Source organism: Mesorhizobium sp. M0030, assembly GCF_040323695.1.
GTDB lineage: Bacteria > Pseudomonadota > Alphaproteobacteria > Rhizobiales > Rhizobiaceae > Mesorhizobium.
In genome coordinates, this window is sequence record NZ_JAMYVE010000005.1 from 399,407 (window position 1) to 410,370 (window position 10,964).

Annotated in this window: 11 protein-coding genes; 2 read left to right on the top strand and 9 right to left on the bottom strand. The window is 64.6% G+C overall.

Going from position 1 to position 10,964, the window contains the following annotated elements; translation table 11 throughout:
• Positions 1–4 precede the first annotated feature (4 nt).
• From leuB to leuD, 5 genes are all read right to left on the bottom strand, one after another.
• Positions 5–1,108 carry a 3-isopropylmalate dehydrogenase gene (gene leuB, locus NKJ80_RS14035; RefSeq protein WP_023706813.1) on the bottom strand — a complete coding sequence of 368 codons (1,104 nt, stop codon included), beginning with the start codon at positions 1,106–1,108 and terminating at the stop codon, positions 5–7.
• 148 nt (positions 1,109–1,256) lie between these two features.
• A complete protein-coding gene (locus NKJ80_RS14040; RefSeq protein ID WP_023740123.1) occupies positions 1,257–1,607 on the bottom strand; it encodes a VOC family protein in 351 nt (116 codons plus the stop codon).
• 13 nt (positions 1,608–1,620) lie between these two features.
• Positions 1,621–2,004 (bottom strand): RidA family protein, encoded by a 384-nt coding sequence (locus tag NKJ80_RS14045; protein ID WP_023683820.1) that lies wholly within the window; start codon positions 2,002–2,004, stop codon positions 1,621–1,623.
• Between the two features lie 306 nt (positions 2,005–2,310).
• Positions 2,311–3,234 (bottom strand): Ivy family c-type lysozyme inhibitor, encoded by a 924-nt coding sequence (locus NKJ80_RS14050; protein WP_023694555.1) that lies wholly within the window; start codon positions 3,232–3,234, stop codon positions 2,311–2,313.
• Positions 3,235–3,298: 64 nt separating this feature from the next.
• Positions 3,299–3,904 (bottom strand): 3-isopropylmalate dehydratase small subunit, encoded by a 606-nt coding sequence (leuD, locus tag NKJ80_RS14055; RefSeq protein ID WP_023694556.1) that lies wholly within the window; start codon positions 3,902–3,904, stop codon positions 3,299–3,301.
• Positions 3,905–4,071: 167 nt separating this feature from the next.
• Here leuD and NKJ80_RS14060 point away from each other — a divergent pair, with 167 nt between their 5' ends.
• Positions 4,072–4,497, top strand: a complete 426-nt coding sequence (locus NKJ80_RS14060) for a GNAT family N-acetyltransferase (protein WP_023687647.1) — start codon at positions 4,072–4,074, stop codon at positions 4,495–4,497.
• Between the two features lie 144 nt (positions 4,498–4,641).
• On the top strand, positions 4,642–5,373 hold the full coding sequence (locus tag NKJ80_RS14065; protein WP_023687646.1) for a DUF72 domain-containing protein: 732 nt from the start codon (positions 4,642–4,644) through the stop codon (positions 5,371–5,373).
• 209 nt (positions 5,374–5,582) lie between these two features.
• On the opposite strand, the gene NKJ80_RS14070 is transcribed toward NKJ80_RS14065, so the two are convergent.
• From NKJ80_RS14070 to NKJ80_RS14085, 4 genes are read right to left on the bottom strand one after another with little or no spacing between them, the layout of a single operon-like run.
• A complete protein-coding gene (locus tag NKJ80_RS14070) occupies positions 5,583–6,749 on the bottom strand; it encodes an NAD(P)/FAD-dependent oxidoreductase (protein WP_352497742.1) in 1,167 nt (388 codons plus the stop codon).
• A gap of 29 nt (positions 6,750–6,778) precedes the next feature.
• The gene (locus NKJ80_RS14075; protein ID WP_352497743.1) at positions 6,779–8,374 is read right to left on the bottom strand and encodes a sensor histidine kinase; all 1,596 of its coding nucleotides are present in this window, start codon (positions 8,372–8,374) and stop codon (positions 6,779–6,781) included.
• Positions 8,362–9,057 carry a response regulator transcription factor gene (locus NKJ80_RS14080; protein ID WP_352497744.1) on the bottom strand — a complete coding sequence of 232 codons (696 nt, stop codon included), beginning with the start codon at positions 9,055–9,057 and terminating at the stop codon, positions 8,362–8,364. The genes NKJ80_RS14075 and NKJ80_RS14080 overlap by 13 nt, the downstream gene beginning before the upstream one ends.
• A 4-nt stretch (positions 9,058–9,061) precedes the next feature.
• On the bottom strand, positions 9,062–10,600 hold the full coding sequence (locus NKJ80_RS14085) for a DUF4153 domain-containing protein (RefSeq protein WP_352497745.1): 1,539 nt from the start codon (positions 10,598–10,600) through the stop codon (positions 9,062–9,064).
• Positions 10,601–10,964 lie beyond the last annotated feature (364 nt).

The following is a 10,964-nucleotide window of genomic DNA, read 5'->3' on the forward strand; positions in this document are numbered from 1 at the left end:
GCCGCTAAGCCAGGAACTTGGCGATGATGGCATCGCCCATTGCGACAGTGCCGACTTCGGTCATGCCCTCGGACATAATATCCTTCGTCCGCAGCCCGTCGTCGAGCACGGCGGCTATGGCGCCTTCGAGCTTGTCGGCCTCATCGACCATGCCGAAGGAGTAGCGCAGGCACATGGCAAACGACGCGATCATGGCGATCGGGTTGGCGATGCCCTGTCCCGCAATGTCGGGCGCCGAGCCATGCACCGGCTCGTACAGCGCCTTGCGCTTCCTGGTCTTCACATCGGGCGCGCCGAGCGAGGCCGACGGCAGCATGCCGATCGATCCGGTCAGCATGGCGGCGATGTCGGACAGCATGTCGCCGAACAGATTGTCGGTGACGATGACGTCGAACTGCTTTGGCCAGCGCACCAGCTGCATGCCGCCGGCATCGGCCAGCATGTGGTCGAGCTTGACGTCAGCATATCTGGCTGCGTGGGTCTGGGTGACGACCTCGTTCCACAGCACCCCGGATTTCATCACGTTGCGCTTTTCCATCGATGTCACGTGGTTCTTGCGCGTGCGCGCCAGCTCAAAAGCGACGCCGGAAATGCGCTCGATCTCGAACGTGTCGTAGACCTGCGTGTCGATGCCGCGCTTCTGGCCGTTGCCGAGATCGATGATCTGCTTCGGCTCGCCGAAATAGACTCCGCCGGTAAGCTCGCGCACGATCAATATGTCGAGGCCCTCGACGACTTCCTGCTTCAGCGAGGACGACGCGGCCAGCGCCGGATAGCAGATGGCGGGCCGGAGATTGGCGAACAGCTCCATATCCTTGCGCAGCCGTAGCAACCCGGCCTCGGGACGCACCTCGTAAGGCACCTTGTCCCATTTCGGCCCGCCGACGGCGCCGAACAGCACGGCGTCCGCAGCCATCGCCTTTGCCATGTCGCCATCCGAAATCGCCGCGCCATGCGCGTCGTAGGCACAGCCGCCGACCAAGCCTTCATCAGTGGCAAAACCGCTGCCGAGCTTTGCGTTCATGGCCGCGATCAGCTTCTTCACCTCGGCCATCGCCTCGGGGCCGATGCCGTCGCCGGCGAGCAGGAGAAGATTTTTCGAAGCCATGGAGAACCGTCCGATGCTGTTTGGAGAAACCGCGGCCTTGCTAAACGCCAAGAGCTTGCGGCGCAAGGGGATGAAGAACGCTACGACGGCGCCCGCCTCTCAAGACCTGGGTTCCTCGCCGTGGCCAGAGGCGGGGGAGAGGAACAAATCACTTGTGCGACAAAATATTCACCAACCGGCCGAACGGATCGCGCACATAAAACCGCCGTACGCCCCACGGCTCGTCGGCCGGACCGTATTCGACGGCAAAGCCGGCGGCCCTCATGCCTTGCAGCGCCGCATCGACATCGTCGACCTCGATGGAGAGGTCCGGCACCGGCGTGCCGGAGCCGCCCTGGGCCATGAAGCTGATCTGCACCTGCATCCGTTCGTCGGACCCGTAGGTGACGATCCAGCCCTGATCCATCAGCACATCGAGGCCAAGCACGTCCTGATAGAAGCGTTTCGCCGCCGCCGCGTCCTGCGTCCCGATATTGGCTACGATGCGCCGGACCGTCATGGCTTTGGCCTCCTCAAGCCGTGCGCCGCAGCGCCGTGACTTCGATCTCGATCTTCATTTCCGGCTTGTTGAGCTGGCACACGATCATCGTCGCCGCCGGCCTGATCTCGCCGAAAGCCTCGCCGAGGATGGGGAAGACGACGTCCACGATGGCCCGGTCTGTGATGTAGTAATGCGCCCGCACCACATCGGCCATGTCGAAGCCGCCATCCCTCAGCGCCTCCGCGATGGTCGCCAGGCAATTGCGCGTCTGCGCCTCCACCGTTTCCGGCATGGTCATCGTCGCATAGTCGTAGCCGGTCGTTCCCGACACGAAGCACCAGTCGCCCTGCACCACCGCGCGCGAATAGCCGGCGGTTTTTTCGAAGGGCGAACCGGTGGAGATGAGTGTGCGCATGGAGCCTCGCTGTGGTTTCGGACACTTTGCAGGAAAGGACCGGCCAGGCCATGGGCCAAGTCAGGTGCAAATCTTGGTCGTCGGCGGGACAGCACCCCCCTCTGGCCTGCCGGCCATCTCCCCCTCAAGGGGGGAGATTAGCAGTTCGGACGCCTTTCTCGCTTTCCACATTTGCGATTGGCGAAAGCCAGAGTGACGTCTGATCTCCCCCCTTGAGCGGGAGATGCCCGGCAGGGCAGAGGGGGGTGTGACGGATCGCGACGGAACAAGCATGAACACCGATTGTTCGCCGCGCTGCCGCGAACTCTAGTTCCCCGACTCCTGCGCCTTGTCCATTGCTTCCTTCACATCCGCAGGCCAGGTCTTCACGTCAGGCCACGCCTGCGGCTCGCCATTGTCGCCGCGCCGGGCGAAGTAGAGCGTGTGCTTGGCCGGGTCGACCGCCATGAAACCGTCATTGCTGCCGCATGCGTGCGGCACGCAGCCGGTGGCGTAGAAGGCGCCCGACGCCGTCTTTTCGGTGCCGCCGCCGACCAGCAGGCTGGTCGCCATGTCGGGCATGGTGTCGCCGAGTAGCGTCTGCGCCGCCTTGTAGACGGCCTCATTGTGGAAGGCGTCGATGATGTTCTGGTATTTGGCCGGATCGACGTCCTTCCAGTCCGTACCCGGCTCCGGCGCGTAGGTCAGGTCGCCCGAGATCGTCAGCCCGTCGCTGGGCGACCATTGCAGCGCTTGCTTCGTATCGCCCGGCAACAGATACGGCACGAAAAAGATGGCGTTGTCGGCCACCGCCGCCGGCGGCGCGCCGCATTCGTCCTGTTCGACCTTGAGGCTTTGTATCTCGCCGCCTTCCGGCTTCCAGACGATGACCTTGGCCGGGCCGCACTGGTTGCCGCCGTCGCCGACATCGACCAGCGCCACGTCGACGCCGCCGACCTTGACTGTTCTGTCGAAGAACACGTCGTAATTGCTGGCCAGCTGCTTGCCGTCATAGGCCAGCACCTTTTCGCCATCCTGCTCCGGCTGGGTGATGGTCAGCTGCCCGCCCTCGAACGGGACCGGCCCCTGGCTGTCATCGTCCGCCAGGGCCGCATTGCTCGACGCGCCCGGATCGGCGGCGGACGGATCTTCTGCCGGCACGAGGACCGTGTCGGTCTGTGCTTGCGCGCCGGCCACCGGCATCAGCATCCACGCCAGCGCGCAGGCGCCGGCAAGAAGAAAACGTGTCATGACTGTCCCCTCCGTTCAGCCGCCACGAACCCGGCTTTGTGGCGGCCGGGCCATCTCGTACCACTCAGGCCCAAGGACGCTCGGCAGCGTTCTTCTTCTCGAACGAGGCGATGGCGCCGGCCTTCTCCATGGTCAGGCCGATATCGTCGAGACCGTTCAGCAGGCAGTGGCGCTTGAAGTCGTCGAGGTCGAAGGTGACCACGCCGCCGTCGGGGCCGCGGATTTCCTTGGCCTCGAGGTCGACCGACACCGTCGCATTGGAGCCGCGCGAGGCGTCGTCCATCAGCTTCTCCAGGTCTTCGGGGCTGACGGTGATCGGCAGGATGCCGTTCTTGAAGCAGTTGTTGTAGAAAATGTCGGCGAACGACGTCGAGATGACGCAGCGAATGCCGAAATCGAGCAGCGCCCACGGCGCGTGTTCGCGGCTCGAACCGCAGCCGAAATTGTCGCCGGCGACCAGGATCTGCGCCTTGCGGTAGGCTGGCTTGTTGAGCACGAAGTCGGGGTTTTCCGAGCCATCGTCCTTGTAGCGCATTTCGGCGAACAGGCCGCTGCCGAGCCCGGTGCGCTTGATCGTCTTGAGATAATCCTTGGGGATGATCATGTCGGTGTCGACATTGACGATCGGCATCGGTGCGGCGACGCCGGTGAGCTTGGTGAATTTTTCCATGGCTTTTGCCCGTTCTTGATCGATAATTCGTTGCGTCAGGGTTTGCTGGCGCCCGGTTTACACAAAGCCGCCGGCAAATAAAAGGCAACTGTTGGTGCGCGGCCCCGATCGAAAGATCGGCGCGGCACTGTCTTTAAAACCAGCTGCCGCTGGTGCACCTTACGCCCATGACCGCACAATCGAAGATTATCTATGCCCGGGAGCCTGAGCTCGACGTCGCCGAATTCCGCCGCGTGCTGGTCGAATCCACGCTCGGCGAAACACGCCCCGTCGATGACGACGCCCGGCTGCAGGCGATGCTTTCGGCCGCGAACCTGGTGCTGACGGCGCGGCTCGACATCGAAGGCAGGCCGCTGATAGGCGTTATCAGGGCCATCACCGACTTTTCCTGGGTGTGCTATGTCTCAGAGCTCGCCGTATCCCAATCTGCGCAAGGCCTCGGCATCGGCAAGGGCCTGATGGACGCGGCCCGCCGGCAGCTTGGGCCTTCGGTCGCCATCAGCCTGATCTCGATGCCCGACGCCGTCGGCTTCTATGAGCGTATCGGCATGACGCGAATGGCCGACGCGTTCTGGTTCTCCCGCGAGGGCTGACGAGCGTCGAGCGCAATTGCCGATCGGGTTGGGCAGTCAAGGCGGGCAAGGTTCTCGGCAATGCGGAACGGTGTTCAGGACACCGCGGAGCAACGCCTCCTTTGTCGCCCTTGACCCGCGCTTCATCCGGTCCAAATCCGCAGGATGGGAAATCGCCGATCTCTGATAGGCACCGCCGGCTGGGGAATTCCGTCTCGATACAAGGCTGACTTTCCGCAATCCGGTTCGCATCTCGAACGTTACGGAAAACGCTTTCCGGCCGTCGAGATCGACACCACGTTCTACAAGCCGCACCGCCGCGAGACCTATGAGCGCTGGGCGCACGCCGTGCCGGAGCACTTCCGCTTCGCGGTCAAGGCACCGAAGAACATGACCCATGATCATCGCCTCGCCGATTGCGAGGGGCTGACGGAGGACTTTCTCGGGCAGGTCGAAGGTCTCGGCGAAAAGCTGAGCGTGCTTCTGGTGCAGCTGCCGCCGAGCTTGCCCTTCGAGCCGGAGGTCGCCGGCGGCTTCTTCGACATGTTGGGCAGGCGTATCCGGGCAAGGCTGGCATGCGAGCCGCGCCATCCCACCTGGTTCAGTGCCGAGGCGGACGCACTGCTGGCCGGTCACCAGGTCGCACGGGTCGCCGCCGACCCGGCTTCGGTTCCGGAGGCAGCAGGGCCAGGTGGCTGGCCCGGCCTTGCCTATTTCCGCTGGCACGGCGCGCCGCGGATCTACTATTCGGGTTACGATGCCGAAACGCTCGACCGGTTTGCGCGGCAAGTGGAAGCAGCAGCAGATTCCGGCGCCGAGGTCTGGGGGATTTTTGACAATACGGCCAACGGGCATGCGCTGGGCAACGCGATGGCTGTCAGTGCGATGGTTGCTTAGACTCTCGCGGGACAGCACCCCCCTCTGGCCTGCCGGCCATCTCCCCCGCAAGGGGGGAGATCAGATGCCGCGACCGTTTTCGCCAATCTCCGACGTTGCAAGAATGGCGCCTTCGCCGAAGCTGCCATCTCCCCCCTTGCGGGGGAGATGCCCGGCAGGGCAGAGGGGGGTGGGCGGGAACTCGACAGAGCGATCCTATTCCGCCCGCCTCAAATCACGTTCAATTCCCGAAACGCCCGACCTTCGGCCACCCGTTCGTACCCAAACGCCGAGCAATCCACCGTCCGATACCCGCCATGCACCAACAACTCCGCCAGCGCCTTGCCGACGGCCGGCGCCTGCTGCAGGCCGTGGCCGGAAAAACCGTTGGCGAAGATGAAATTGCCGACCTCGGGATGCGGCCCGATCACCGCGTTCTGGTCGAGCGTGTTGTAGTCGTAGTGGCCGGCCCAGGCGCGTGTCGGCTTGATCGCCTCGAAGGCGGGGATGCGGGTGGCCAGCACCGGCCAGATCACCTCTTCGAACAGCGGCCAGTCGACCTCGAAATCGGCTGGATCGGCGGGGCCATCGCCCTCCTCCGGTTCGGCGCCGCCGGTGAGATAGACCGAGCCTTCAGGCCGGACATAGATGCCGGATGGGTCGACCAGCAGCGGCATGTCGGCGTATTTTTCCCGCGCCTCGAAGACGAAAACGTTGCGCTTGCGCGGCTCGACGGGCAGCACGAGTCCCGCCATGCCGGCCACCTTGCCGGCATTCGGCCCGGCGGCATTGACGACGATGCCGGCTTGCAGTCTTTCGCCATTGTCGAGGTCCATGCCGGTGACGCGGTTGCCCTGCCTTTCGATGCCGGTGACATCGGCGGCGATGAAATCGATTTGTCTGTCGCGCAATGCCTTGCGAAACAGCGTCAGCATGGCATGCGCGTCGAACCAGCCCTCGCCGGTGCGGCCGAAGGCGCCGGCGCTGATGCCTTCCGTCGACAGCCAGGAAAAACGCTTTGCCAGCTGGTCGGCATCCTCGAGCAGAATGTCGGCGCCCTCTGCGACCTGCGCCTCGTGATTGGCTTTCAGGATCGGCAGCCCGGCCTCGCCGGCCAGGATCAGATAGCCGCCCTCGCGAAAGCCGATATCGGCATCGGCGCCGAAGGTCTCCTTCAGCCGCCGGAACAGGTTTAGCGTGAACTGCGACAGCCGGATGTTTTCCGGGATCGAGAATTGCTGACGGATCGAGGCCATGGACAGCGTCGTTGCCGCATGGGCGAATTGCGGATCGCGTTCGATCAGCGCAATCGAGCCGGTAAAGCCTTCCTCGCGCAGATAATAGGCGACAGAGGAGCCGACGATGGCCCCGCCGATGATGACAATGTCGTAGCGCACGTTTTCTCCGATCCGGCTGCCGGTATGCTTCACGCCGCCGGCACAATGATCTCGAAGCGCGTGCCGCGTCCGGAGTCAACCAGCGCGATCGTGCCATCATGCGCTTTCAGGAGGGCCAGCACGATGCCGAGGCCCATGCCGGTGCCGCCGGACTCACGGCGCGTGGTGAAGAACGGCTCGAAAATGCGGGCCCTGTTGCTCGGCGAAATACCGGCGCCGTCATCGCTGACCGCAACGGTCGCCTTGCCGTCGGCGGTGGCCGCAGAGAGAAGAACCTGGGTGGCTCCGTGCCTGGCCGAATTGTCGATCAGGTTGGCAAGCACGATCGCCGCATTCTCGGCTGATATCCGCAGGCCGATTTCGCCACCCGCCTCAATGTTGACCGCCAGCCGGCCATCGACCGGAAGCAGCGCCAGCGCCGCATCGAGCGATGTGCTTTCGCCGCTCGGCGCCAGGTTTTCCGCGCGCGCCAGATCGAGCAGGCGCCGTACCAGCAGATTGAGCCTTCCGGCATCGTTGACGATGTTGCCGGAAAACCGCTTGCGCTCTGCCGCGTCCATCGCCTCGCCGGAATCGCGCAAGAGTTCGGCCGCGCCCTGGATCGCCGTCAGCGGCGATTTGAGCTCGTGCGAGACATGGGTGGCAAAGGTCTGGATCGAGTCGGAGCGCGCCTGCAGCTTTTCGGCCATGTCGAGAAAGGCCGCGGACAGCTCCGCCATTTCGCGCGTGCCGTGATGGTCGAGCGGCCGGATCGCGTCGCGGTCGCCGGCGGCGATGCGCCTGGTGCGCTCCATCAGCGCGTAGATGGGCCGGCTGACGGTGCGCAGGAACACCAGCGCGATCAGCAGCGTGCCGAACAGCATGGCGATGGCCGCCAGCGTCACCTTGCCGCGTTCGCCATAGAGATGCTTGACGATGTTGTTCGGCGTTCGAGACAGATAGATCACGCCGGCGACATGGCCGTCGACCGCAATCGGCATGGCGACGAAGACGCGAACTTTCGTGCCGCGGCTGACCGAATAGAGCGGCGGCGGCGGCTGGTCGGGAATTCTTTGTCTCAACACGCTGGCGTAGTGGCCGGCAAGGGCCTCGCGCACCTCTTCGACATTGGCCAGCGATAGTCCGACCTCGTCGCGCCCGGCAATGACGACGCCATGTGGGTCGAGCAGCCGGAAGCCGGCCAGCGTGGTCTTTTGCGTCGTGTCGAGGATGCCGGACAACCGCGCCCCGATCGCTGCAAAGGCCGGATCGGTGGCGGCAGCGACGCCGGCGGGCCGGGTCGGCAGCAAATAGTCCGAGGCGAGATCGAGTGTCGGCTCGATCGGCTGGTAAGGCGTGTCGTCGCCGCGGCTGGCATCGCCGCTGTCAGCCTGCATCGGCACCCCTAGCTTCTCCGGGGCAATGGCGGCGTCACTGATACTCTGTGCATAGATGGCGGCGATGACGGCGCCTTGCGCGATCAACTCGCCCTCGGTCTGGCGGATCAGCTGGTTTTCATAAAGCCGGAAGAAGAACAGGCCGACCAGCGGCAGCGCCAGCACCATGATGAGGATGGCGAGAACCACCGTGGCCAGCCTTGGCCGCCATTTGGTGCCGATCCATTTGGCGTCGCTCAGGCGCCGCATCGGCCGAGCCGGAAACCAACGCCATGCACGGTTTCGATGGCGTCGAGACAGCCCGCCGCCGCCAGCTTGGCGCGGATGTTGCGGATGTGGCTATCGACGGTACGGTCGGCGACGTGGATGTTGGCGGCATAGGCGCTGGCGACCACCAGATCGCGGCCCAGCACATGCGTCGGCCGCGCCAGAAATCCCCTGAGGATCGAGAATTCGATCGCCGTCAGCGCCAGCGCCTTGCCGTCGAAACTGGCTCCGTGGCTGGCCGGCACCAGGCTGAGCTTGCCATGCGCGAAGTTCTTGTCGTCGGCGGGGTCGGGCGCCACCGGGCGGGCGCGGCGCAGGATGACGTTGACGCGCGCCACCAGCTCGCGCGGGCTGAACGGTTTCGTCACATAGTCGTCGCCGCCCATTTCGAGCCCGAGGATGCGATCGATCTCCTCGTCTCGCGCCGACAGGAACAGTATCGGCACATCGGAGCGCTGCCTCAGCCGCCGGCAGACTTCCAGCCCGTCCATCTCCGGCATGCCGATATCGAGCACGACGAGGTCGGGCTCGCGGCCTTCGATCGCCTGCAGGGCGGCTGCGCCGTCAGCGACGGCCTGCGTCTTCATCCCGGCCCTCTCCAGCGCAAAGCAGATGATCTCGCGAATGTGCGGATCGTCGTCGGCGACCAGGATCTGATGCGGCATGGATCTAACGGTCCGGCACTGAAGGTTGCGAGGGCTGGGTAGGTGGAGGAAGCACGAGCGGACCTCTCTTGTCGAGAACCTGCACGAGCCTCCAGCCGCGAAAGCTCCAGGCGCGCCACTGCTTCTGCTCGGCGATAGTGTCGTCGATCATCATTTGGTCGGCCAGACAGGTGGTTTGGTTTCCGAATTGGTGCATGTAGAGGCGGTCCAGCGCCGGCATGGCGGCAGCGCCGAGCGAGCGCAGATATTCGGTATCGATAGGCGTGCCGTCGCCGGTCATTTCAAGGGAATGGTCGACATTGAAATTGGCGATCGTTGCGGCGAAGTTGATGAAGCAGCAGGCATAAAGCGTCGCCGATAGCGTCGCAAGATTGGCGGAGAGCAGCCATTCGTTGGATTTTCCAAGCGCGATGCGGGCAATGATCAGTGCTAGCCCTGACGCCACCAACCCCATCCAGACGAAGGCGGCGATGCGCCAGTAGGTCAGTGCATAGACGCCGATATAGAGATCGAGCCTGAGAATCGACGAGATGACCAGCACGATGTTCTGCGCCACCCAGGCATAGACCAGCCGGCGGATCAGCGGATCGCCTGAGGTTTCGCTGCCCGGCCGCAGCGCCGCCAGCACGAAGCCGGCGGCCAGCAGCGCGGTGGCGATCAGCGGATACGCGCCGCGATGGGCATAGGCGGCATAGCTCAACCCGTCGGGAAGGGCGGCCCCGCCCCAGAGATAGGCGGCGTCGAGCCCGGTCTGCAGCGCAAACAGGGCATTGAAGACGATCAGCGCGCGCAGGATCGCGGCCTTGCCGAAGACGACGGCCTCGATCGTTGTCGCTGGTTTAGTCGCGGCCGGTGCGGCCACAGCTGCAGGCGGCGTCAAAGGTGGAAGGCGGCGTGGAAGGCGGCGCGGGAAACGCGGCAGGCGAGGCCGCAGGAAAGCCCAGACGCCGGCGAGCACGAACAGCCAGAAGACGATCCGCGCCAGTTGGATGAGATCGAGCAGCTTCATCAGGTCGATCAGCGACAGCCAGTATTCGATGACCGGATTGGCGGCGCCGAACAAGAACAGGAACACCGCGCCCAGCGTCACCGGCATGACCCAGACGATGATGGACGCCAGGCGGATGCGGCGGCCGCCAAGCCGGCGCACCGTGCGGCGCCATTGGAAAAAGTCACGGATAAGGCGCAGCGGCGCCGCCAGCAGGAACAGCGCGACCTGGCCGGCAATGCGGGCGATGCCGTGCCGCAGCCGCCCGGACAGGGACAGCGCAAACACCACCAGCGCCACGACAGCTATCGCCACCGACAGCGGGCTGACGTTCTCGGCCAGCGGCAGCAGCGCGACGAACAAAGCGGCCGGCTTGAGCCAGGGTCGGGTGGAATTCAGCGCGGCAGGATGCACAGCGACCACCGCGCCGGCGATCAGGATGGCAAACAGCAGGACAGTGATCCCGGCGGGCTGGCCATAGAAGAAAAAATCCGCCAGGGCGACGAGCAGGACGGCGATGCCGAAGCGGCTGGAAAAGCTTGCAAACGATGTCATGCGCGGATTTTCCTGATGGGCTGGGTCCGCTCGGCCGGTGGGCGGATAAAAGGGAGCAGGCTCGCTTCCAGGTAAGGGCGGGCCTCCGCCCGGGGCGGATCGACCAACCACCAGCTTTCGCTGCGCAGGCGATAGGGCAAGGACCAAAGGTGAGCGTTTCGCTGTTGCATGCCGCTGTTGTCGCGGGCTCGCATGGAAACGGCGGGGCGGAGCGGAGGAGGTTTTCCGCAGGGATGTGCAGTTTTCGTGCAGGACCTGCGCTTCCAGCCAGGCTCCTTTTTCCTCTCCCTCCGGAGGGGGGAGAGGTGGCTCGGCGAAGCCGAGACGGAGTGGGGGAACCACCTGGCAATCGCCGCGAACGGAC

Coding starts and splice junctions, on each gene's coding strand:
- NKJ80_RS14080 (WP_352497744.1), bottom strand. CDS start 9,057: ATGCCGCATCAGATCCTGGTCGCCGACGACGATCCGCACATTCGCGAG.
- NKJ80_RS14045 (WP_023683820.1), bottom strand. CDS start 2,004: ATGCGCACACTCATCTCCACCGGTTCGCCCTTCGAAAAAACCGCCGGC.
- NKJ80_RS14050 (WP_023694555.1), bottom strand. CDS start 3,234: ATGACACGTTTTCTTCTTGCCGGCGCCTGCGCGCTGGCGTGGATGCTG.
- NKJ80_RS14040 (WP_023740123.1), bottom strand. CDS start 1,607: ATGACGGTCCGGCGCATCGTAGCCAATATCGGGACGCAGGACGCGGCG.
- leuD (WP_023694556.1), bottom strand. CDS start 3,904: ATGGAAAAATTCACCAAGCTCACCGGCGTCGCCGCACCGATGCCGATC.
- NKJ80_RS14060 (WP_023687647.1), top strand. CDS start 4,072: ATGACCGCACAATCGAAGATTATCTATGCCCGGGAGCCTGAGCTCGAC.
- leuB (WP_023706813.1), bottom strand. CDS start 1,108: ATGGCTTCGAAAAATCTTCTCCTGCTCGCCGGCGACGGCATCGGCCCC.
- NKJ80_RS14085 (WP_352497745.1), bottom strand. CDS start 10,600: ATGACATCGTTTGCAAGCTTTTCCAGCCGCTTCGGCATCGCCGTCCTG.
- NKJ80_RS14065 (WP_023687646.1), top strand. CDS start 4,642: ATGGGAAATCGCCGATCTCTGATAGGCACCGCCGGCTGGGGAATTCCG.
- NKJ80_RS14075 (WP_352497743.1), bottom strand. CDS start 8,374: ATGCGGCGCCTGAGCGACGCCAAATGGATCGGCACCAAATGGCGGCCA.